The sequence below is a fragment of the Kribbella sp. CCNWLW201 genome (assembly GCF_037203805.1).
Taxonomy (GTDB): Bacteria; Actinomycetota; Actinomycetes; order Propionibacteriales; family Kribbellaceae; genus Kribbella.
Genome location: NZ_JBBCBQ010000001.1, coordinates 1,732,907 through 1,752,933 on the forward strand (window position 1 = coordinate 1,732,907; position 20,027 = coordinate 1,752,933).

Genomic DNA, 20,027 nt, shown 5'->3' on the forward strand with positions numbered 1-20,027 from the left:
ATTTGTGTTGAACCCTGAGGGTTTGGGTGGCGGTTAAACTAACCATTGGAATAACCACTGGCAAGACCTCGGCCGCCAGAATCCCAAACCGTGACCTCGCTACGGCGTGGGCGGGCGGTCGCGCAGGTAGTCCTCGACGGCGAAGAGGTGAGCGGCCATCCGGGCCCGGGCCCGGTCGGGATCGCGCTCCGACAGGGCGACCAGAATCGCGCGATGTTCGGCGCAGGTGGCTTCGTCGGCGCCGGTCTGGCTGATCGAGCGCCACAGCCGGCCGCGGATGGTCCGGCCGCTGAGGGCCTCGATCAGTGCCTCGAGGACCGGGTTGCCGGCCGCTTGGGCGATCAGCCGGTGGAAGGCGATGTCACTGTCGATGATCGCCTCGTGATCCGGTTCGCCGTCACCGGCCAGCTCGGCCTCGGCCCGGGCGAGCGTCTCATCGGCCGCCCGCAGCGCCTCCGGGGTGATCCGGCTGGCCGCCAGCGCAGCCGCCTCCGTCTCGAGCATCCGTCGTACGGCGTGCAGATGGTGAGCGCCACTGTGGTTCTGCAGGTCGACGACGAACCCCATCGGGGCCAGCAGCAACGAGGGATCGAGGGTGGTGACATACGTTCCGTCACCCTGCCGGGGCTCCAGCACACCCATGATCGACAAGGCCCGGACGCCCTCGCGCAGCGGCCCGCGGGAGACGCCGAGCGACTCGCCGAGGACCTTCTCGATCGGCAGTTTGTCGCCGGCCTTCAGCGCGCCGTCCACGATCATCTGCTTGATGCCCTGGACGACCACATCGGTCTGCGAACCACCGGCTGGACTACTCATCCACCCATTGTCTCCCGGCCGGGAGGCCGAATCCGGCAGGACGACTAGGCCGAGCCCTCGCGCTGCTCCAGGCCGACGGCGTCGCGAAGCTCGCGGGTGGCATCGGCGAGCTCGGGGTCGTGGCTTTCCATCAGCTCGGCCAGCGCCGCGGCAATCGCGTTCAGCTTGTCCTGGACGGCGGCGTCCGCGCGGGTCTCGGAGTTCTGCAACAGCGCGACCATCAGGAAGGTGATGATCGTCGTCGCGGTGTTGATGATCAGCTGCCAGGTGTCGAGCGACCGGATCAGGAAGTACGACGGCGCCCAGAGCAGCACCAGCAGGACACAGAACGTGAAGAACCCGGCGCGCGAGAACAACCGCGACGCGACCCCGGCGAACCGGTCGAACAGACTCAAGTTGCCCTTCACATCCGACGGCATGTGCGCCGGATGCCGCTCCGTCACCGGATTCGACATCACAACCTCCTCATCCGCCCCACCAGTTCCCCGGGCATGCCCTGCTCAATCCACTACCCTGCGCGGATGCGGAAACTAGGTTGGATCGGCGTCGGGTGCTTCGTCCTCGCGTTCGTCGTGAGCGGGTTCTTCGGCGTCCGACTGGCCGGAAACATTCCCGGCGCGCCGACACCGATCGGCGACGGACCGGTCCGGCTCGATGGGGTCGGGCTGACGATCTTCGCGTCGGAACGCGGCGCCGGTCAGACCTGTACGGCCAAGGACGCGAGCGGTACGGCGATCGCACTGAAGGAACCGTCACGGTCGGAGAAGTTCGACGACGGCGGCGACGTCTACTACGTGGTCGCTCACTCGGTCGAGAAGGTGCCCGCGCAGACCGTCGAGGTGAGCTGCACCAACCAGAGCGCGACCTACTTCGCCGGCCGTCGCCACACCGCCGCGACCTTCCTCGGCCCGGCCTTCGCCGTCCTCGGCTCATTCGTCCTGTTCGGCGCGCTCGGCACCATCCTGATCGTGGTCGACCAGATCCGGCGCAAGCGCTCGCGTCTGAGTTGAGCCCTATCGAGCTGCGCTGAGGTGGGTCAGTACGGCGAGGACGCGGCGGTGGCCGTCTTCGGACTCGGGGAGCGCGAGCTTGGTGAACACGTGCCTGACGTGTGCTTCGACCGTACGTTCACTGAGGAACAGGCGCCTCGCGATCCCGCTGTTCGTGAGTCCTTCGGCCATCAGCTCGAGCACGTGCCGTTCGCGCTCGGTCAGTACGGCCAACGGATCGTTGTCCCCACGCTGCGCCACCAGCCCGGCCACGACCTGCGGATCCAAGGCTGACCCACCCCGGGCGACCCGCTCCGCCGCCGCCAGGAACTCGCCGACATCGAGCACCCGATCCTTCAGCAGGTAACCGAATCCGCCCAGCGACACGAGCCCCACCACCTGTGTGGTCTCGATGTGCTGAGAGAGCAGGAGTACGCCGACGTCCGGATGCGCACTCTTCACCGCCTCCGCCGCCCGCGCCCCTTCGTCGCTGAACGTCGGCGGCATCCGGATGTCCGCCACCACGAGATCCGGCTGGTACGACGCCACGGCCGCAAGCAGCCCGTCCGCGTCGCCGAAGGTCGCGACCACCTCGTGCCCACCGTCGACGAAGAGCATCTTCAGCCCTTCGCGCAGCAGCACCTGGTCTTCCGCGATCACGATCCGCATGGCAGCTCCGCGGTGAGAGTCGTCCCGTGACCTGGTTCGCTGTCGATGCGGAAGATCCCGCCGAGCGCAGCGACCCGATCGGCCAGACCGGTGAGGCCAGTGCTGTATCCGACCGACGCACCGCCGACGCCATCGTCCGCCACTGTCACCAACAGGCTCTGATGTTCACGGCGGGCGGTGAGATCGACGCGTGTCGCGTTCGCATGCTTGACCGCGTTGGTGAGCCCTTCACAGCAGATGAAGTACGCCGCCGCCTCGATACCCGAGTCGAATCGCTCCTCGGGGACGTCGACCGATACCGGCAACGGAGCCCGGCGAGCCAGATCATGGAAGGCCGGTGCGAGACCCGCATCCAGTTGGGTCGGCGGGAGGCCGCGGGCCAGCTCCCGCAGTTCGCCGATCGCGACGCTCACCTCGGCCACCGCTCCGTCGAGTGTCGCACCGGCGGCCGCGGGTGCGGAACCCAACTGGTGCTGGGCGTGCCGAAGTGCCAGGCCGATCGACACCAGCCGCTGCTGGGCGCCGTCGTGCAGGTCGCGCTCGATCCGCCGGCGCTCGGCGTGGCCGGCGGCAACGATCCGCGCCCTGGACGCCTTCACTTCGCTCAGCTGCAACCGCAGTTCCGCGCGCAGCCGGGCGATCTCGACGGCCAGTCCGCCGTCCTCGACCACGCGCCGGAGCAGCTCCGGGCTGAGCTCGGCGGTGCTGTCGTGCAGTACGACGCCGATCGGCTGGTCACCGCGTTCGATCGCGATCCGGTGCCGATCGTCGCCGGACCGGGTGTTGCCCACGAGGTCGACGTACCGCCGGCTCTCCGGCAGATAGACGAGTAGCTCGAGACCGGGATCGGCGAAGATCTCGCGGAGGACGGTCTGCACGTCCTCGGGTGCGCGCCGGCCGGATCGGACGTCGTCGAGGAAGGCGGACATCCGGTGCAGGGCGTCGTACCGCGACCGGTTGAACCGGCGGTCGACCGCGTCCTGGACCCGGCTGCGCAAGGGGCGGAACAGGATCGCGCACACCACCGTCGCCGCGGCCGTGGCCCAGGCCGAACCCTGCCCGAACAAGGTGCCGAGAGCAATGATCAGAACGACGTACGCCGCACCGAGCAACACGGTGAGCGTGGCATACGCGACTGTGCGGCTGATGAACAGGTCGATGTCGTAGAGCCGGTAGCGCAGGATCGCCGCAGCCGCGGCGAGCGGGAGGCCCACCAGCGCAAGGGCGGCGATGAGATCAGCGAGCGGTGTGACGTACCAGAGCGCGAAGCTCAGCGGCAGACCCACGCCGGCGACGGATGCCGCGAACGCGAACCATTTCAGCTGCTGTCGTTCCAGATCACTCGAACGGCGGAACCGAACGATGAGCGACAGCGCACCGGCAATCAGTGCACCGAGGAACAAGGGCATCCCAGTGGCGAACAGTGCGCCGGTCGGCAGCGATTCAGCTGCCACCGGGTTGCGGCCACCGGCAAACTCCCGGCCGCGATCCGGGTTCAGTGACCAACCGACCATCGCCAGCACGAGGCCGGCCGCGCCGATCCACGGCACCGGTCGCCACCGCGGGCCAGGGAGCCGACCGGTCGGGAAGAGCAGAAACGTGAGCGCCCAGCCGTAGCCGCTCGGCAACCAGCTCACCGAGGCGATCCACTCGGCCATCGGGCCGCCCGGCCACCCCTCGGCGGCGGCCCGGAGTCCCCAGCCTTCGGCGAGGTCGGCCGAGAACGCGTTGAGCACGCCGAAACCGCAGAACAGCCAGCCGATCGGGTTCTCCGGGCGCCGGTACGCGATCAGTGCCCCGGCGCCGACGCTGGCGACGGCGAAGACGCCGTACACGAAGGTCTCGTAGACGGGTTCGAGGCGCCAGGACAGGGCGACCGCGGCGATCTCCGCGATCACCGTCGCTCCGAACAGCACGGCCGGGACCGGCCGCCGGCTCCTCCCACCCACGCCACCATCGTGGCAGCGCCCAGCGGTCCCGCCAACAGTGCTGGTACTTACGCCGGGCCGCGCTGGATTGCTCACTGCGTTGCCGCGTTGACGCCGATGCGCCGGGTGGCGGCCGATTCTTACCGTCGAAGAAATCTTCGAGAGGTGGGGAATCATGAACGACATTCGCAAGCTTGCCGCGGTCGGAGTCGTTGGGGGCGCGTTGACGGCCTTGTCCGGCACCTTCGTCGCGGTGGTGATCCAGCCGGCGTCGGACGTGTCCGACGAGATGTGGAGCTACCCGTGGAGCAGCGACGCGCTGGTCCCGGTCTCCGTGCTGTTCGCCGCCTTCCACCTGCTGGTGTTCATCGGCATGGTCGCGTTCGCCCGCACCGTCAGCAGCCGGGGCGCACGGGTCGGTAGCGCACTCGCCTTGGCGGGGACGTTCGTCTTCTTCCTGGCGGAACTCGCCACGATCCCGTTCGCCGATCAGCGGATGGACGAGACCGGCCCGCAGATCGTCGGCGGCGCCTTCGGCCTGGGCGTCGTACTCACCGCGGTCGGGCTGATCGTCGCCGGCATCTCGGTACTGCGTTCAGGCGGATGGTACGGCTGGCGCCGCTACGCCTCGCTCGGCGCCGGCCTGTGGTCCTTGGTCTTGATCGGCATCAGCGTCACCGGTGCTCTGGCGGCAGGCGTCGCGATCTACGGCCTCAGCCTCTGCATCCTCTACTGGGCCGTCTACACCCTGCGGACCGAAGCACCGGCCGAGACCACGGCTCGCCTGCGCGCCAGGATCGACCACTAGTCAGCCGCGCGGGCGGCCGCGATCTCGTAGAGGAAGCTGTTGACAGGGGTGGGGACAGCGGCGCGGTCGCCCAAGCGGACGACCGCGCCGGTCCACGCCTCCAGCTCGTTCGGGCGGCCGGCGAGGATGTCTCGTTGGAGCGACGTGGTCCCGTCGGCGGGCAGGTTGTCGATCCAGGCCAGAGTCTCGGGTACGACGTTCTCCGACAGCCGGATGCCGAGCGCCAAGGCCACCTCGCGGATCTCGGTGGTCGCGTCGATGAGGAGTCGGCGAGTGCCCGGCCGGGAGCGGAGTACGCCGTACCCGGTGCCGGTCGCCGTACCCAGGCCGCCACTGGGGATGACGGACAGGAACTTGGTCCAGAGGCCGGCCCAGATGTCGGCCGAGATCACGGCCTGCAGACCCGCGTCGACGAAGGCTGTGCGCAACCACTCGGCCCGCGGCGTGGACTGGTTGTCCCACTCGGCGAATGTCAATCGGCCCGGTCCGCCGAGGTGCCGGATGGTTCCCGGACTTTCGACGTACGCGATCACCTCGGCCGCACCGGGCAGCACGGCGGCGCGGCCGTAGACCTCCGCCACCTGGTCTGGCGCCTCGACGCCGTTCTGCACGGTCACGATCGCGGTCTGGCTGCCGACCAACGGCTCGATCGCAGTGATCGCGTCGGCAAGCTGCCAGGTCTTCACACACACGAGGACGTAGTCGACCGGCCCTAGCTCGGCCGCGTCTCCGGTCACGCGCACCGGCGAGAGATCGAAGTCGCCGGCCACGCTCCGCACCGCCAGCCCGTCGGCCCGCAGCGCCTCGAGGTGCTTGCCGCGCGCAACGAAGCTCACGTCCTGTCCGGCCGCGGCCAGCCGCCCGCCGAAGTACCCGCCGACCCCGCCCGCTCCGACTACCGCGATCGTCGTCATCTGCCTCACCCCATCGTTACCGGTTTAACTGGTAACAGCGATGGTAGCCTAGGCGCATGATGAGCTTTACCTGGGTCGGCGGCCGCCCGTCGGTGAACTTCACCGCGACGCTCGGCAAGCGCCTGCAGGACCCCTTCGAGCGCATCCCGACGCCGGCGGACCTGTCCCGCTGGTTCCGCGACGCCGGCCTGACCGACGACCTCGTCGACGTCTCCCCACGCACCTACAACCAGGCCATCGACCTGCGCGAAGCCCTCTACCGCCTGCTCACCGGTACGGCGCGCGACGTGGACCTCGTCAATCGGTGGAGCAGCCGCCCACTGCCCGGTCCACGACTGACTTCCGAGCTCACCCTCGAGCGCCCAGAGACCGATGCCAACGGTCTGCTGACCCTCCTCGCACGCGACGCCGTCGAGGTGCTCGCCGGTCCGCTTCGCGACCGGATCCACACCTGTGCGGCCGACGACTGCTCATTGCTCTTCGTCGACGAGAGCCGGGCCGGGCGCCGGCGCTGGTGCTCGATGAACACCTGTGGTGCCCGCGCGAAGATGAGTCATTACCGCGATGGATTGAAGAGTTCCGTCAATTCAGGGCAGGGGTAGCGCGCTCGCTGGTTGGCTCGGGGCATGCGTAAACCGACTACTTCTCCGGCCGAGGCAGCTCAGCTTCTGCGGGCGGATCACCAGTTGCTGCTGGATCGGATCGACGGATTGGATGAGTCCGAACTGCGAGCGCCGTACCGGGTGATCTCCGGGCCGCTCGGGCACTTCTGCGACTCGTTGCACGACCTGACCGCGCACCTCCTGATGTGGGACGAGATCACCCTCGCCGTACTGCGTGACGCCGCCGCCGGGCGGTCGCACTGGAGCCTGGACCCGCGTTGGGAGACAGCGAACGCGGGCAATGCGCTCAACGTCGGCGGCGTCGAGGCGGGCCGGCACATCCCGTCCGGGCTGCTCGTGCACCGCTTCCACAGCGTCGCCGACGCACTCGTCGCAGAGCTCCAGCAGTACGACGAGACGTCCTGGAACGACCCGTCGACCGGCGGTGGGTACGACGGCGGGATCGGGGCGCTGGCCGAATACGCCGCGACGCCGCCCGATGGCGCACTGTTCGGTCACGCGGCCCGCCACCTGGAGCCGGCGGCATGACCATCATCGACCTGCCGGCCTTCAAGGCGGAGACCGACGCCTTGCTCGCCCGGTTCGCCGCCCAGCCCGCCGGGCCGGAGCTCGATCCCTACCAGGCGCTCCTCCTCGACCGGGAGGAACTCCCCGACCCGGAGCTCGCGGGCTTCTGTGACCCGAACACCCGGCCCAAGGACGTGACGATCGGCGGACTCCAAGCACGGATCTACCACCCCGCGACCGACGAGCCGAGACCGGTGGTGTTGTGGTTGCACGGCGGTGGGTTCATCGGCGGGGATCTGCGGGACATCGAGTGCGCGACATCCGGGATCGCTGCCGCAGGCAACGTCATCGTTGTCTCGCTCAACTATCGGCTGGCGCCGGAAAACCCTTATCCGGCAGGGCTTCATGACGTACGCGACGCCCTCGAGTGGATCCGTGATCACCAGGCTGAGCTCAACGGCGACGGCTGGATCGCGGTCGGCGGTCAGAGCGCGGGCGCCGCGCTGGCCGCAGGCGCGTGCCTGCTCGCGCGGGACGAGGGACGCCCGCTCCCCGACCGCCAGATCCTCTGCTATCCCAGCCTCGACCTGGACCAGGACACCGAGTCGTATCGCCTCTTCGACGGCACGTTCCTCAGCATCGCACCCGGTCGTTGGTCCTCGGCGCAGTACTTCCCGGCCGGCGAGCTCCCGGCGACCGCCGTACCGCTGCGAGCCGAGACGCTCGAGGGGCTTCCGCCGGCGCTGATCCTCGCCGCGGGGCGCGATCCGCTGCGCGACGATGCCCGCAGCTACGCGGCTCGGCTGGAGGAGGACGACGTACCGGTGCGGCTGGTCGAGTACGCCGACACCATGCACGCGTTCCTCAACTTCCCGGCGGTGCTGTCCGCGGCGCGGCACGCGATCGATCTGATCGCTTCCGACCTGGCTTCTCCGTGGCCGACTGCTTGAGTGCTTCGACGAAGGCGGCGGTAGCGGGCGGGTCGGGTGGTTCGCCGTACGCCGCGAGGTAGATGCGGCGTGCGGTGGCCAGCTTGGTCGCCTTGATGCCCTCGGCCCGGTGCGAGCGCAGGGCCAGCCCCGGCGTCGTGGTGACGCCGAGCCCGTGCGCCACGAAGGCCTGTTTCACCATGATGTCGTCACTTGTGTACGCGATCCGTGGCGTGAAACCGGCCTCCGCGCACAGGTCGACGAACTCCTGCCGGCAGTGCACGCAGCCCGCGATCCAGGCCGAATCCCGGTGGTCGGTGAGCGTCTCTCCGGTACGGCGGCTGAGCAGGTAGACCGGGTCGTCGAGCAGGTACGTGTACCGGATGCCATCGTTCGGCGGCTCGTCGTCGTACCGGAAGATGATCGCCAGATCGAGAGTCCCGTCGCGGAGCTGCTGCTGCGCGATGATCGGGTGGACATCGGTCAGCTCCAGCTCGAGGTTGGGATGCTGCCGGCGGAGCTCGGCCGCGGCCGGTGGAACGAGGACAGTCAGTGCCGAGGTGAACGCGCCGAGGCGGACCCGGCCGACCTCCAGCCCGATCAGCGAGGCCAGCTCGGCGTCCGCCGCGTCGACCCGGCCGATGATCTCGGCCGCGCGGCGCGCAAGCACCTGGCCTTCGGGGGTGAGCCGGATGCCGCGGCCCACCTTCTGAACCAGCCGCGCACCGGTCTCCGCCTCCAACCGCGCGAGGTGATGACTCACCGTGGGCTGGGTGTAGTGCAACGCCTGCGCCGCGCCGGTCACCGACCCGTGCGCGGCGACCGCGGCGAGCACGCGAAGCCGGACAAGATCGAGCATGGATCGATCGTATCTATGCTTTCGCGCCCGGATTGGCATTAGACACATACAAACCGGGACGGCAGGCTGCTGGTGACGAAAGGAGCACGGATATGACCGGCAAAGTTGTCTGGCACATGACCATGTCACTCGACGGTTTCATCGCCGGACCGGACGACGACCTGGACTGGTATTCGGCCGACACCGGCCCGTCCGAGCTGGCCGACCAGGTCATCCGGACCACCGGCGCCTTCATGTGCGGCGGGCGGCTGATCACCGAGGACTACGACTTCGAGACGATGAAGCCGTACGGCGGTGCCTGGACCGGACCGATCTTCGTCTACACCCACAAGGATCCGGCCACCGCACCGGACCCCTCGATGACGTACGTGTCCGGCGACATCCGCGAGGCGGTCGCCACCGCCTTGGCCGCGGCCGGCGACAAGAACCTCGTGGTCACCGGCGGCACCGTTCCTCGCCTGTGCACCGACGCCGGCCTGCTCGACGAGATCGTCCTGCACATCCTGCCGATCCTGCTCGGCGAGGGCATCCCCTTCTACGCGAGCCCGGGCGCCAAGCGGACCGAGTTCACACTGCTCCGCGCCGAAGGCATGAACTTCCATCTACAGGTCGTGAAGTAGGCGTCAGTCCGGCTCGCCGTGGTTGGTGCGCGGGCTGAAGAACTTGGCCGGGTTGCCGGCGGCGCGGGGGCCGGAGTCGAGCCACTGGCCGAAGGCGTCCGGGGCGCGGCGTTCGAGCTCGTCGAGGTAGGCGTTGCGGGCGGCGACCACGGCGAGGCGTTGCTCGTCCGTCGTACAGCTCTGGAGTTCGGTGAAGCTGCGCCGCCAGGCCAGGCAGAGGTCCTCGTCGCTGAGGTCGGTCAGGTTCAGCGGCTCGGGCATCTTGGGTACGACCGGCTCCGGGGGCGGAGGCTCGGGCGTCGGATGTTTCGCCGCTTTCCGCTCCGCACGAGGCTTGCGGGTGCGCTTCCGTTCCGTCTTCGGCTCGGCCTGTGGCTTCGGCTCAGGTAGAGGATCCGGTGCGACGTCAGGTCGCCGTACGGCTTCTGCTGCTTGTGGCCACAGCCAGCCGACGACGGGCGGTGAGCTGAGACCGACGAGCAGGAGCAGCCAGATCGTGCCCGCACCGATCGCGGCGCCGTACCCGACGATCGCCACCACGCAGAGGCCCGCCCGAGTGGCCCACCGCAGGACGTCCCGAATCAGCTCGGGCGTCTGTCTCTCCTGTGCCAACCCGACACTCAGATGTACCGAGGCCACCAGCGTCCCGCCCATCAGGAACGCGACCACGTTCGTCGACCACCCGACGAACACGAGCGCCGTCACAAGACCAAGCGCCACCAGTATCACCACGGCCGTTCGCCAGCCGTGTCGATACGATCCCCAACCGCTCTCCGGCATACCCATCAGGTGCCCACCCCACATCTCTTCCAACCGTCACTCCGCACCCGACCCGCCGTCAAGACCGGACTCACACGTCGGCGGCCTGAACCGTTCCATACGTATGGACAGATTTGCGCGACGAGTAGCCAACGCGGACTGGGACCAGGTGGCGACCGGGGTGAACGATCTCGGGTGTGCGTTGCTGCCGCAGCTGCTGACGCCGGCCGAGGCCGGTCGCATCGCCGGGCTGTACGACGACGTCGAGCGGTTCCGGGCGACGGTCAACATGGCCAGGCACCGGTTCGGTGAGGGCGAGTACCGGTACTTCGATCGGCCCTTCCCGGACGCGGTGGAGTCGCTGCGGCAGGCGCTCTATCCGAGATTGTTGCCGATAGCACGGGATTGGTACGGGAAGCTCGGCCGCGAAGCCGAATGGCCGGACACGCTCGACGAGTGGCTCGAGATCTGCCACCGCGCCGGCCAGACCCGCCCGACCCCGATCCTGTTGCGGTATGGGCCGGGTGACTGGAACGCCCTGCATCGGGACCTGTACGGCGACAAGGTCTTCCCACTCCAGGTCGTCATCAACCTCAACGAGCCCGGCGTGGACCACACCGGCGGCGAGTTCCTCCTGGTCGAACAACGTCCGAGGGCACAGTCCCGCGGCACGGCGACCCTGATCCCGCACGGCCACGGCCTGGTCTTCACCACCCGCGACCGCCCGGTGAAGTCAGCCCGAGGCTGGTCCGCCTCGCCGGTCCGCCACGGCGTCTCCCCCATCCGCACCGGCCACCGCCACACCCTCGGCCTCGTCTTCCACGACGCAAAGTAATCAGCGGGGGCGGATTTCGGGCATAGTGGGGGGAGCCGGGCAGGCGTGGGGTGCGTCGGAGTTGAGGCTCGGGGTTGTTCTCTATGGAGGGGGAAATCAGTGCGGAGTGAACTGTTCGCGTCGGCGAATCAGGAGCAGGAGTCGGCGCAGCCGGGGTTGCGGTTGCAGAACTCGAAGCTGCTGAAAGTGGAGTTGCGAGGCGAGGTGTTCGCGCGCCAGGGCGCGATGGTCGCGTACCAGGGGAACGTGCAGTTCGAGGCCCAGGGTGCCGGCGGGATCGGGAAGTTCCTGAAGAGCAAGCTGACCGGTGAAGGCATCCCGCTGATGAAGATGCGGGGCCAGGGTGACGTGTTCCTCGCCGACAGGGCGTCGGACATCTACCTGATCGACCTGGAGGGTCCGCACGACGGGCTCAGCATCAACGGCGCCAACGTCCTCGCGTTCGAGCCGACGCTCAGCTGGGACATCCAGCGGGTGCAGGGCGTCGGGATGATGTCGAACGCCGGCCTGTTCAACTGCATGTTCAACGGGCAGGGCCGGATCGCGATCACCTGCAAGGGCACGCCCGTCGTACTGTCGGTGGACCAGCCCACGTTCGCGGACCCGCAGGCGGCCGTCTGCTGGTCGACGAGTCTGCAGACCGGGTACCAGCGGGCCGACCAGCTCGGCCTCGGCACCCTGATCGGGCGGACGACGGGTGAGGCGTTCACGATGAGCTTCGCCGGTCAGGGGTTCGTCGTCGTGCAGCCGTCCGAGGAGCCGCCGGGCGGCTTCGTCAGCGGTACGGGTAGCGGTAACCAGGCCGGCCAGGAAGGCGGCGTCGCAGGCGTCCTCGGCGGGCTACTCGGCGGCCGCTAACGACTCGCAGATGTCCCAGGCGGACTGACGGAGAAAGGCCGCGGTGTCCGCATCGAGGCCCTTCACCGGTACGTCGATCCCGACCGGATCCTGCTCCAGCAGCGCGATGAGGAACACGCACGCGGCCAGATAGCTGCCCGCCAAGGCCGGGTGGCTGTTGTCCTTGTCGTGCAGCACCGGCTGGTCGTGCAGGCGCAGGAACTGTTCCCAGACCATGCCCACCGGGACGAGCGTCGCACCTAACTCGGCAGCACTACCGCCGTACGCGGAAGTCAATGCCTGCTGGGACTCGGGGGCGTTCCGCCGGGCCCAGGTCAGGTAGAGCGCGGTCCGCGCACCGGCTTCCTTGATCGCGGCGTCGAAGTCGCGCGCGCTCTCCCGGAACCGCTCCGGACTCTTGATCGGCAACGTGCTCTGCTCCTGCAGTACGACGACCTCGAAGGCACCGGTCGCGATCGCGTCGAGCGCCTTCCCCGCGTTGAGGTGCTGCCGCAGTGACGCACCGCCGGCCTGGATCAGCTTGTGCTCGAGGTCGATCCCGCGCGCCCCGGCCAGCCCGGTGAGCAGCCCGGGCAGGTTGTTCCGGGCCGTAAAGCTGTTCCCCACAAACAGAATCCGCACCCCACGGACGCTACTAGACTTCGGCCGTGAATGAGCTTCGGATCGTGCCGGTGAGCGATGACGCGACCATGCTGGACTGGCAGCGGGTGCACAACGAGATCATCCCGACCGCACCGTTGTCCGTCGACGAGATCCGGGAGCGGGCCAAGCACCACGTGCTCGAGGTCGCGTACGCCGGTGGGGTCCTGGTCGGCTGCTCGACCGTGCGGCCGCCATCGGACGAGACCACGGCGGCGACCGTGATCGCCCGGGTGCTGCCGGAACACCGGCGGCAGGGCTACGGCTCGGCGATCTACGAGCGCAGCCTCGCCCGCGGTCGCGAACTCAGCCGCGAAGGCATCGAGACGCACATCCTCGCGACCAACGAGGACGGCCTGCAGTTCGCCAAGTCCCACGGCTTCACCGAGGTCGAGACCTACCTACTCCCGGGCGACACCATCCCCTTCATCGAGCTGCGCCTAGAGCCGCTGCCCGGATAACCGGATTGCCGGGCGGGGTGGGAGAGGGGAGGATGCGGGGGTGCGCTTCTCGATCAACATTCCCAACTTCGGTGACTTCGCGGATGCCCGGACCGTTGCGCGGGTGGCGCAGACGGCTGAGGAGGCGGGGTGGGACGGGCTGTTCATCTGGGACCATGTGGTCCACAGCAAGAAACAGCGGCAGGGTCAGCCGTTCGGCGATCCCTGGATGCTGCTGACGGCGGCCGCGCTGGCGACCTCGCGGATCATGCTCGGTCCGCTGGTGACGCCGGTGGCGCGGCGGCGGCCGGAGCAGCTCGCGCGGCAGGTCGCGACGCTGGACTCGATGAGCGGCGGCCGGGTCATCTTCGGTGCGGGGCTGGGTGGTCCGATCGACGACGAGTTCGGCAGTTTCGGCGACGAAACCGATCCGAAGGTGCTGGCCGAGAAGCTCGACGAGGGGCTCGAGCTCCTGGCGCAGTACTGGTCCGGGGACACCGTCAACCACGACGGCCGCCACTACCGCGTCGATGACGTGACGTTGCTGCCGGCAACTGTGCAGCGGCCGCGGCCGCCGGTCTGGATCGCCGGCTACTGGCCGCGCAAGACCCCGATGCGACGGGCCGCGCGCTGGGACGGCGCCGTACCGCTGTTCCTGGACGCGAACCACGGCGTCGCCCCGCCGGTCGAGGAGCTCCGCGAGCTGATGGGCTACCTGCGCGGACTCCGCGGCGACGAGGCCGCTGACACGCCGTACGACGTCATCGTCGGCGGGATCAGTGACCCGGCCGACTACCGCGGCGTGATCGAGCCGCTGGCCGAGGCCGGCGCGACCTGGTGGGACGAACGCCAGCTCCTCCGGGGCACGGACTTCTACCGCCTCGACCCCGTCCTCCGCCGCATCGAACAGGGCCCGCCCAGCATCTGAGCCCTGCCGGTCTTCCGATCCGACGGCTTGAGATGCTGAGGGCATGAACGACGAACAGCCGTCCTGCTGCGCGCCGTCTCGGCCCGTGGTCGGGATCGGTTCCACGCCGCCGCCGGCTCCGGCCGCCTCGACCGGGGCGCACGGGGTCGAGCAGATCGTGCTGGACGGTGGCGTGTTCGCGATGGGTGACGGCTACGGGGACGGCAATCCTGGTGATGGCGAGGTGCCGATCCACCAGGTGCGGATCCAGCCGTTCAGCATCGACGCGACGTCGGTGACCAACAGCGACTTCGCACGGTTCGTCGACGACACCGGGTATCGGACCGAGGCGGAGATCTTCGGGTTCTCGGCTGTCTTCCACCTGGCCCTGCAAGCGGATCCGGGTGACCTGATGGGGCCTGCGTCCGGGGTGCCGTGGTGGGCCGGCGTACGCGGTGCGGACTGGCGGCATCCGGGTGGCGGGCGGTCCGATCTCGACGGGCTCGACGACCATCCCGTCGTACACGTGAGCTGGAACGACGCGGTCGCGTACTGCTCGTGGGCCGGCCGGCGCTTGCCGACGGAGGCCGAGTGGGAGTACGCATCCCGGGGTGGTCTCGAGGGCGCGCGGTATCCGTGGGGCGACGAGTTGATCGGCGACGACGGCGAGTGGCGCTGCAATATCTGGCAGGGCGTCTTCCCGGAGCGCAACGACCTCGAGGACGGCTTCCTCACCACGGCGCCGGTGCGGACCTTCGAGCCGAATGGCTACGGACTGTGGCAGACGGTCGGCAACGTGTGGGAGTGGTGCGCGGACTGGTTCGGCCCGCGGTACTACAAGTTCTCCCCGGACGAGGACCCGCGCGGCCCATCCCTCGGCGCGGCCCGGGTGATGCGCGGCGGCTCGTACCTGTGCCACGACTCGTACTGCAACCGCTACCGCAACGCCGCCCGCTCGTCGAACACCCCGGAGTCCTCGATGGGCAACGCCGGCTTCCGCACCGTGTCCTTGCCCGCGCCAATCTGACCGTACCGACCAACGGGTAGTGGTCGGGTCGATCCGACTTGCCCCCGCCTGAACGCCCCCGGGCATGCCCGAGCAGACCGACTACTACCCGTTCGTCGGTACGCGGGTCGTGGTTGTGCGGAGCCCGGGGGTGGTAGCGGCCACGGCGGCGACGGCGGTGATGCACAGGAGGGCGCCTGAGGTCAGTGCGATGAAGGGTGACGAGACCTGGGCGACGAGGCCGCCGCGGAGGTTGCCGAGGTCGGGGCCGGCCTGACCGACGATCTGTTCGGCGGCGCTGACGCGGCCGAGGAGTTCGTTGGGCGTGTGCAGCTGGACGATCGTGCTGCGGGAGACGACCGAAACGGTGTCGGCCGCGCCGGCCAGCGCGAGGAAGGCCAAGGCGACCCAGGGTGTGGGCGAGAAGGCGAAGAAGGCAAGGGCAATCCCCCAACCGGCCGAGCCGACCAGCATCACGACGCCGGGTCGCGGCAACCGGGTGAACGAACCGGACAGGACCGACGCTGCCACTCCGCCGACTGCGATCGCGGTCAGGAACAATCCCAGCGTCCGTGGATCGTTGCCGAACCGCTCGGCGTTGATCACCGGGAACAGGCTGACCGGCATCGACAACACCGTGACCGCGAGATCCGTGATCAGCGCTCCCCGGATCACCGGCGTCGACACCACGAACGCCAGCCCGTCCCGCACCCCACGAAGCCCCGGCCGGGTGACGGCTTCGACCCGCATCTTCGGCAGCCCGAGCACGCCGTACAAGGCGGCAAGGAAGCTCAGGCAGTCGATCAGGTAGCAGACGCCGACGCCCCACGCATTCACGATCAGTCCGCCGAGCGCGGGCCCGATCAGCATCGCGCCCTGGAACGAGATCCGGTTGAGCGCGATCCCGCCGGCGAGCAACTCGCGCGGGAGCAACTGGGGAAGAACTGTCCGCGCCACCGGCCCACCCGCGGCCCCGAATGCAGCCTGCGCGGCGACGAGGCCGAGCAGTACGCCGACCGGCACCGGCCCGATCACCAGCTGGCTCGCCATCAGCGCGGAGACGACGATCTGCCCGCTGATCGTCATCAAGTAGAACCGCCGCCGCTCGACCCGATCCACCGCCGCACCCGCGAAGAGGCCGAGCAGGATCAGCGGCAACGCCTGCGACAGCCCGACCGCCCCGGTCCACGCCGCACTCGACGTCTGGTCCCACACCTGGAACATCACCGCGACGAACGCGAGCTGCCCACCGAACGTCGACAACACCTGACCGACCCACAGCCGCCGGAACACCCGCGAAGCCCGCAACGGTTCCAGGTCGATGAACGCGTGCCTGGCACTCATTTCTGTTCGAGCTTCTCGGCGATGCGGTCGTGGAAGCTCTTACGGGCCAGGGCCTCCTCGACGTCGCGGACCACCTGGGTCATCGGATACGGGAGCTCGGCCTCGAGTTCGGTGATCGCCGCCTCGGTGGATCGCCACTCGGCCGCCAGCAGCTCGACGATGCCCTTGGCCTTGGCGGTCAGGGCGACCTTCTTGCTGCGGGCATCGGTCCCCGGCACGGTCCGGACCAGCCCGGCCGTGCGCATCGCCGAGACCTTCTGGCTGAGAGCCGAATGGGTCCGGCCCACCGACTCGGCCAGCTCGGTGATCGTCATCGGGCCTTTCGCATGCAGCCGGAGCAGCTCCATCACATAGCTCGGCTTGAGCCCCTTGACCTGACGCTCGGTGTAGATCTGCGCGATCTCCGCATCCATCCGCGCCAGCAACTGATGCAGGGCCCGCCACTGACTCTGTTCGGTCGGATCGTCCATGACCGCATCATAACAGCACTTATATAAGTCCTGTCAGACTGGGCCGATCCCAGAGCACGCAGTGCTGGCTGCCGACCCGGATGAACCGCCCACCCGGGAAGGCCGGCCCGTAGACCTGCTCGAACCCGGCGCGGCTCAGGTAGCGGTCGCTGACCCGGTGGTCGAGCCACTCACCTGTCGACAATCGGAAGATCTCCCAGGCGTTGGCTCTCCGCCGGGCCAGATTCCGGGCCAGCTTGCGGACCTCACCGCCGTACAGCCACCAGCGCGGATTGGCCGGCCGCGGGGACACCGTGTCGGCCAGAGCCGCGCGACCACCGACGGAGACCAGGCTACGAATGTGCCGCAGTACGGCGGGCAGGTCCGTGACGTGATGCAGGGTCGCCGAACTGGTGACGAAGTCGTACTGCCCGGCGACGTCGAGGATGTCGGACTCGAGATAGCTGACATTCGAGCGCGGGCGTTTGCGGCGAGCCAGCCGGATCATCGGGCCGGAGAGGTCGATCGCGTCGACCTGGTCGAAGTAGTCGGCCAGGATCACCGCATGCCGGCCGGCGCCGCAGCCGAGATCGATGGCGCGGCGCCGGCGTTCCGGCAGGACGGTCGGCAGCCAGTCGGCGACCGCGTCGTCAGTCAACTCCCCCAGCCGGTCGTACTGCTCGGCCAGATGATCGAACGACTGTGCCCGCTTCATGCTCGTGAGACTCAGTACGGCGGTGAAAGGTTGACCGGCGGATCCAGATGGCAGCCAGGACGGCGGCGCTGATGCTGATGGCGACGAGAGTCGCGAAGCCGTAGCGGGTGTCGGTGCGACCGGTGACGACCGACGCGATCAGCATCACCACGACCGTGGCCGCGAGCCCGTACCCGTTGGCGACCCCGAACGCATGGCCGACCCGAGACTCCTCGACCGACGTCATCAGCAACGACCGCGTCGCGATCCGTGCCTGCCCGAAGACGAACGCGCCGACCAGGACGAGCCCCATCAACACGCTGACCCCGAACAACGGCTGCAGCATCAGCAACGCATTGCAGGCAACGAACCCGACCAGCGCCACTCGCAAATCTCCGAACCGTACGGCGGTACGCCGATAGACCACCGCGGCCAGCAGGAACCCGGCACCACCCAGCGCGTCGACAATGCCGACGACCGCCGCACCGCGATGCCATTCACCGACGATGAGCACCGGCAACAAGGCGTTGAACACCGTGACCACCACGAGCCCTTGACCGTAGAGCAGTGCGAGCGCACCTAGAGGAAGGTGCTGACGGCTCGGCGTGCTTGCCGGACGCAACTCCTCTACCGGAACGGTCTTGCGGGTCGTGCGTCCGACCGCAAGCACCAGCACGGCCGAGGCAACGAACGTGAGGGCGTTGAACACGAACAGCGGCGTGGAACCGAAGTACTGCAAGGCGAATCCGCCGACCGATGCCGAGAGCAACATGCCGCATTGCATCGAGATCTCGTAGTGGGCGTTGAAACGCCGCAACTCCGGTGCGGGCACCCGCTCCCGCACTAATGCCGCACTCGCCGGAACGAACAGCGCAGCGACGACCGCCAGCGCGAAGTTGCTGGCGTAGACCAGGGTCTGCTGTGGCGCGCCGACCGCGAGCCCGACCGGAAGGCAGAGCGCGGCGACGGCACTCACCACATCGCACCCCACCCACAATCGCCGCCGGTCGAAGCGGTCCGCGAGCCGACCGAAGTACGGCGACAACAGCGCCTGCGGCACCGCCACCGCGATGAACAGCCAGCCGACATCCAGCATCGAGCCGCGCGCCTGCACCAGCAGCAACGCGGCACCGATCAACTGAATGTTGTTTCCAAGAGACGTGATGAAGGCCGCCGGCAACAGCAGCCGATGAGATCTGAGCACTTGACCACGCTCCCACCAATCACTGACAAGTTATGGCAGTGATTCTTATTCGCTACTGCAGTTGCGTAAATCGGCCCGCCTGGGTTATCTTCTTTTCGACACTGGAGTAGCGGAATGAGGTGGACGATGGTGGGGCGTGGGCGGCCGCGGGATGCGGGGGTGGAGGGACGGGTGCTCGAGGCCGCCATGGGTGAGATGCGGCTGCGGGGGTACGACGGGATGTCGGTCGACCGGGTCGCGGATCGGGCCGGGGTCGCGAAGACCACGATCTACCGGCGGTGGCCGAGCAAGGCCGAGCTGGTGATCGCGATGATCGCCGGCCTGCGCGCTTCCGTGCCGTTCGAGCCGAGCGGCGATCCACGGCACGACCTCACCGACCTCGTTTCCGCGGTCGCTTCGACACTGACCGCCGTACCGACGACCCTGATCGCCGACCTGGCCGCAGCCGCCGCTCGCGAACCGCGGGTCGGCGAGAGCGTCCGCACGCTCTGGGGCGAGCGGCACGCCGCCGTCACCGCGGTCGTCGCGCAAGCCCAGGAGGACGGGATCATCCCCGGGCACGCCTCCCCCGCCGTGTTGGTCGACCAACTCGTCGGCCCGCTGTACTACCGGCTTCTCATCACTGGAGAGCCGATCACTTCCGCCTACGTGAGGGAACTGGTACTCAGCACCCTCGGACCCGCTCTGGAGCAGTCATGAAGAAGGTTTTGCTTGCCATCGGCGCCATCGTCGGCCTGGTCGCCGGCTACACGGTCTACACGATCGTCCAACCGTTCGTCCTGCACACCGAGATCGAGGTGGACGCGACCCCGGAGCAGGTCTGGAAGGTGCTCGCCGACCGCGAGGCGTACCCGGAGTGGAACCCGTTCATCATCTCTTCGACCGGCGAGCTGACAGCCGGTACGACGATCACCAACGTCCTGCGCGACACCCAGGGCAAGGAGACCACGTTCACCCCCGAACTCCTCGCCGTCGTACCGAACAAGGAGCTCCGCTGGATCGGCAGGATCGCGTTCGGCGGCATCTTCGACGGCGAGCACGCGTTCCGCCTCGAGGAACTCCCGGGCGGCCGCACCCGCCTGATCCACGAGGAGACCTTCCGCGGCGCGGCGATCCCGTTCACCAAGTCCATGCTGACAAAGACGATCGAGCCCCAGTTCACCGCCATGAACCAAGCCCTCGCCACCCGCGCCACCACCCGTTGACGACGAGGGGATCGTGATGATCGAC

At 68.6% G+C, this 20,027-nt stretch carries 25 protein-coding genes; 13 read left to right on the top strand and 12 right to left on the bottom strand.

Annotated features, from left to right (window positions below):
- Positions 1–99: 99 nt before the first annotated feature.
- The gene (locus tag V9K99_RS08325) at positions 100–816 is read right to left on the bottom strand and encodes a FadR/GntR family transcriptional regulator (protein ID WP_337322963.1); all 717 of its coding nucleotides are present in this window, start codon (positions 814–816) and stop codon (positions 100–102) included.
- Positions 817–860: 44 nt separating this feature from the next.
- Entirely contained in the window at positions 861–1,271 is a 411-nt protein-coding gene (locus V9K99_RS08330) for a low affinity iron permease family protein (protein ID WP_337322962.1), read from the bottom strand.
- A 66-nt stretch (positions 1,272–1,337) separates the two neighbouring features.
- Here V9K99_RS08330 and V9K99_RS08335 point away from each other — a divergent pair, with 66 nt between their 5' ends.
- Positions 1,338–1,826 (top strand): hypothetical protein, encoded by a 489-nt coding sequence (locus V9K99_RS08335; protein ID WP_337322961.1) that lies wholly within the window; start codon positions 1,338–1,340, stop codon positions 1,824–1,826.
- A gap of 3 nt (positions 1,827–1,829) precedes the next feature.
- Here the strand turns inward: V9K99_RS08335 and V9K99_RS08340 are convergent, their stop codons facing one another.
- Both V9K99_RS08340 and V9K99_RS08345 read right to left on the bottom strand, forming a co-directional pair.
- Positions 1,830–2,474, bottom strand: a complete 645-nt coding sequence (locus V9K99_RS08340; RefSeq protein WP_337322960.1) for a response regulator transcription factor — start codon at positions 2,472–2,474, stop codon at positions 1,830–1,832.
- Positions 2,462–4,423 (bottom strand): sensor histidine kinase, encoded by a 1,962-nt coding sequence (locus V9K99_RS08345; protein ID WP_337322959.1) that lies wholly within the window; start codon positions 4,421–4,423, stop codon positions 2,462–2,464. The genes V9K99_RS08340 and V9K99_RS08345 overlap by 13 nt, the downstream gene beginning before the upstream one ends.
- A gap of 154 nt (positions 4,424–4,577) precedes the next feature.
- On the opposite strand from V9K99_RS08345, the gene V9K99_RS08350 reads away from it, so the two are divergent.
- Positions 4,578–5,210: a hypothetical protein gene (locus V9K99_RS08350; protein WP_337322958.1), complete on the top strand. Its 633-nt coding sequence runs from the start codon at positions 4,578–4,580 to the stop codon at positions 5,208–5,210.
- Here the strand turns inward: V9K99_RS08350 and V9K99_RS08355 are convergent.
- Positions 5,207–6,124: a 2-dehydropantoate 2-reductase gene (locus V9K99_RS08355; RefSeq protein ID WP_337322957.1), complete on the bottom strand. Its 918-nt coding sequence runs from the start codon at positions 6,122–6,124 to the stop codon at positions 5,207–5,209. The genes V9K99_RS08350 and V9K99_RS08355 overlap by 4 nt on opposite strands.
- Positions 6,125–6,180: 56 nt before the next feature.
- Here V9K99_RS08355 and V9K99_RS08360 point away from each other — a divergent pair, with 56 nt between their 5' ends.
- Genes V9K99_RS08360 through V9K99_RS08370 form a run of 3 tightly spaced genes read left to right on the top strand, consistent with a single transcriptional unit; the run spans position 6,181 to position 8,204 of the window.
- Positions 6,181–6,726, top strand: coding sequence for a CGNR zinc finger domain-containing protein (locus tag V9K99_RS08360; RefSeq protein WP_337322956.1), 546 nt, complete (start codon positions 6,181–6,183; stop codon positions 6,724–6,726).
- 24 nt (positions 6,727–6,750) lie between these two features.
- Positions 6,751–7,275: a maleylpyruvate isomerase N-terminal domain-containing protein gene (locus V9K99_RS08365; RefSeq protein WP_337322955.1), complete on the top strand. Its 525-nt coding sequence runs from the start codon at positions 6,751–6,753 to the stop codon at positions 7,273–7,275.
- Positions 7,272–8,204: an alpha/beta hydrolase gene (locus tag V9K99_RS08370; protein ID WP_337322954.1), complete on the top strand. Its 933-nt coding sequence runs from the start codon at positions 7,272–7,274 to the stop codon at positions 8,202–8,204. Before V9K99_RS08365 ends, V9K99_RS08370 begins: the two co-directional genes overlap by 4 nt.
- On the opposite strand, the gene V9K99_RS08375 is transcribed toward V9K99_RS08370, so the two are convergent.
- Complete coding sequence (locus V9K99_RS08375; RefSeq protein WP_337322953.1) at positions 8,119–9,042, bottom strand: LysR family transcriptional regulator; 924 nt, start codon at positions 9,040–9,042, stop codon at positions 8,119–8,121. The genes V9K99_RS08370 and V9K99_RS08375 overlap by 86 nt on opposite strands.
- Before the next feature lie 92 nt (positions 9,043–9,134).
- Between V9K99_RS08375 and V9K99_RS08380 the strand changes: the two genes are divergently transcribed.
- A complete protein-coding gene (locus V9K99_RS08380; protein WP_337322952.1) occupies positions 9,135–9,662 on the top strand; it encodes a dihydrofolate reductase family protein in 528 nt (175 codons plus the stop codon).
- A gap of 3 nt (positions 9,663–9,665) precedes the next feature.
- Here the strand turns inward: V9K99_RS08380 and V9K99_RS08385 are convergent, their stop codons facing one another.
- On the bottom strand, positions 9,666–10,382 hold the full coding sequence (locus V9K99_RS08385; protein ID WP_337322951.1) for a hypothetical protein: 717 nt from the start codon (positions 10,380–10,382) through the stop codon (positions 9,666–9,668).
- Between the two features lie 163 nt (positions 10,383–10,545).
- On the opposite strand from V9K99_RS08385, the gene V9K99_RS08390 reads away from it, so the two are divergent.
- Complete coding sequence (locus tag V9K99_RS08390) at positions 10,546–11,256, top strand: 2OG-Fe(II) oxygenase (protein WP_337322950.1); 711 nt, start codon at positions 10,546–10,548, stop codon at positions 11,254–11,256.
- A 99-nt stretch (positions 11,257–11,355) separates the two neighbouring features.
- The gene (locus V9K99_RS08395) at positions 11,356–12,114 is read left to right on the top strand and encodes an AIM24 family protein (RefSeq protein ID WP_337322949.1); all 759 of its coding nucleotides are present in this window, start codon (positions 11,356–11,358) and stop codon (positions 12,112–12,114) included.
- Here the strand turns inward: V9K99_RS08395 and V9K99_RS08400 are convergent.
- Positions 12,097–12,735, bottom strand: a complete 639-nt coding sequence (locus V9K99_RS08400; RefSeq protein WP_337322948.1) for a hypothetical protein — start codon at positions 12,733–12,735, stop codon at positions 12,097–12,099. The genes V9K99_RS08395 and V9K99_RS08400 overlap by 18 nt on opposite strands.
- A gap of 26 nt (positions 12,736–12,761) precedes the next feature.
- Here V9K99_RS08400 and V9K99_RS08405 point away from each other — a divergent pair, with 26 nt between their 5' ends.
- The 3 genes from V9K99_RS08405 to V9K99_RS08415 are packed head-to-tail and all read left to right on the top strand — an operon-like array spanning position 12,762 to position 15,127.
- Positions 12,762–13,214, top strand: a complete 453-nt coding sequence (locus V9K99_RS08405; protein WP_337322947.1) for a GNAT family N-acetyltransferase — start codon at positions 12,762–12,764, stop codon at positions 13,212–13,214.
- Positions 13,215–13,254: 40 nt separating this feature from the next.
- Positions 13,255–14,121 carry an LLM class flavin-dependent oxidoreductase gene (locus tag V9K99_RS08410; protein ID WP_337322946.1) on the top strand — a complete coding sequence of 289 codons (867 nt, stop codon included), beginning with the start codon at positions 13,255–13,257 and terminating at the stop codon, positions 14,119–14,121.
- 43 nt (positions 14,122–14,164) lie between these two features.
- Positions 14,165–15,127, top strand: a complete 963-nt coding sequence (locus V9K99_RS08415; RefSeq protein ID WP_337322945.1) for a formylglycine-generating enzyme family protein — start codon at positions 14,165–14,167, stop codon at positions 15,125–15,127.
- A gap of 84 nt (positions 15,128–15,211) precedes the next feature.
- Here V9K99_RS08415 and V9K99_RS08420 read toward each other — a convergent pair whose 3' ends face one another.
- The 4 genes from V9K99_RS08420 to V9K99_RS08435 are packed head-to-tail and all read right to left on the bottom strand — an operon-like array spanning position 15,212 to position 18,797.
- Positions 15,212–16,450, bottom strand: coding sequence for an MFS transporter (locus V9K99_RS08420; RefSeq protein WP_337322944.1), 1,239 nt, complete (start codon positions 16,448–16,450; stop codon positions 15,212–15,214).
- Positions 16,447–16,920: a MarR family winged helix-turn-helix transcriptional regulator gene (locus tag V9K99_RS08425; RefSeq protein ID WP_337322943.1), complete on the bottom strand. Its 474-nt coding sequence runs from the start codon at positions 16,918–16,920 to the stop codon at positions 16,447–16,449. Before V9K99_RS08425 ends, V9K99_RS08420 begins: the two co-directional genes overlap by 4 nt.
- A 19-nt stretch (positions 16,921–16,939) precedes the next feature.
- On the bottom strand, positions 16,940–17,614 hold the full coding sequence (locus V9K99_RS08430; protein ID WP_337322942.1) for a class I SAM-dependent methyltransferase: 675 nt from the start codon (positions 17,612–17,614) through the stop codon (positions 16,940–16,942).
- Positions 17,550–18,797: an MFS transporter gene (locus tag V9K99_RS08435; RefSeq protein ID WP_337322941.1), complete on the bottom strand. Its 1,248-nt coding sequence runs from the start codon at positions 18,795–18,797 to the stop codon at positions 17,550–17,552. The genes V9K99_RS08430 and V9K99_RS08435 overlap by 65 nt, the downstream gene beginning before the upstream one ends.
- A 126-nt stretch (positions 18,798–18,923) precedes the next feature.
- Between V9K99_RS08435 and V9K99_RS08440 the strand changes: the two genes are divergently transcribed.
- Positions 18,924–19,496, top strand: a complete 573-nt coding sequence (locus V9K99_RS08440; RefSeq protein WP_337322940.1) for a TetR/AcrR family transcriptional regulator — start codon at positions 18,924–18,926, stop codon at positions 19,494–19,496.
- Positions 19,493–20,002 (top strand): SRPBCC domain-containing protein, encoded by a 510-nt coding sequence (locus V9K99_RS08445; RefSeq protein ID WP_337322939.1) that lies wholly within the window; start codon positions 19,493–19,495, stop codon positions 20,000–20,002. The genes V9K99_RS08440 and V9K99_RS08445 overlap by 4 nt, the downstream gene beginning before the upstream one ends.
- Positions 20,003–20,027: the final 25 nt, after the last annotated feature.

Excerpts from the sequence above, each read along its gene's own strand:
- V9K99_RS08325 (WP_337322963.1), bottom strand. The coding sequence starts at position 816 with ATGAGTAGTCCAGCCGGTGGTTCGCAGACCGATGTGGTCGTCCAGGGC.
- V9K99_RS08330 (WP_337322962.1), bottom strand. The coding sequence starts at position 1,271 with ATGTCGAATCCGGTGACGGAGCGGCATCCGGCGCACATGCCGTCGGAT.
- V9K99_RS08335 (WP_337322961.1), top strand. The coding sequence starts at position 1,338 with ATGCGGAAACTAGGTTGGATCGGCGTCGGGTGCTTCGTCCTCGCGTTC.
- V9K99_RS08340 (WP_337322960.1), bottom strand. The coding sequence starts at position 2,474 with ATGCGGATCGTGATCGCGGAAGACCAGGTGCTGCTGCGCGAAGGGCTG.
- V9K99_RS08350 (WP_337322958.1), top strand. The coding sequence starts at position 4,578 with ATGAACGACATTCGCAAGCTTGCCGCGGTCGGAGTCGTTGGGGGCGCG.
- V9K99_RS08355 (WP_337322957.1), bottom strand. The coding sequence starts at position 6,124 with ATGACGACGATCGCGGTAGTCGGAGCGGGCGGGGTCGGCGGGTACTTC.
- V9K99_RS08360 (WP_337322956.1), top strand. The coding sequence starts at position 6,181 with ATGATGAGCTTTACCTGGGTCGGCGGCCGCCCGTCGGTGAACTTCACC.
- V9K99_RS08365 (WP_337322955.1), top strand. The coding sequence starts at position 6,751 with ATGCGTAAACCGACTACTTCTCCGGCCGAGGCAGCTCAGCTTCTGCGG.
- V9K99_RS08370 (WP_337322954.1), top strand. The coding sequence starts at position 7,272 with ATGACCATCATCGACCTGCCGGCCTTCAAGGCGGAGACCGACGCCTTG.
- V9K99_RS08375 (WP_337322953.1), bottom strand. The coding sequence starts at position 9,042 with ATGCTCGATCTTGTCCGGCTTCGCGTGCTCGCCGCGGTCGCCGCGCAC.
- V9K99_RS08380 (WP_337322952.1), top strand. The coding sequence starts at position 9,135 with ATGACCGGCAAAGTTGTCTGGCACATGACCATGTCACTCGACGGTTTC.
- V9K99_RS08390 (WP_337322950.1), top strand. The coding sequence starts at position 10,546 with ATGGACAGATTTGCGCGACGAGTAGCCAACGCGGACTGGGACCAGGTG.
- V9K99_RS08415 (WP_337322945.1), top strand. The coding sequence starts at position 14,165 with ATGAACGACGAACAGCCGTCCTGCTGCGCGCCGTCTCGGCCCGTGGTC.
- V9K99_RS08420 (WP_337322944.1), bottom strand. The coding sequence starts at position 16,450 with ATGAGTGCCAGGCACGCGTTCATCGACCTGGAACCGTTGCGGGCTTCG.
- V9K99_RS08425 (WP_337322943.1), bottom strand. The coding sequence starts at position 16,920 with ATGGACGATCCGACCGAACAGAGTCAGTGGCGGGCCCTGCATCAGTTG.
- V9K99_RS08430 (WP_337322942.1), bottom strand. The coding sequence starts at position 17,614 with ATGAAGCGGGCACAGTCGTTCGATCATCTGGCCGAGCAGTACGACCGG.
- V9K99_RS08440 (WP_337322940.1), top strand. The coding sequence starts at position 18,924 with ATGGTGGGGCGTGGGCGGCCGCGGGATGCGGGGGTGGAGGGACGGGTG.
- V9K99_RS08445 (WP_337322939.1), top strand. The coding sequence starts at position 19,493 with ATGAAGAAGGTTTTGCTTGCCATCGGCGCCATCGTCGGCCTGGTCGCC.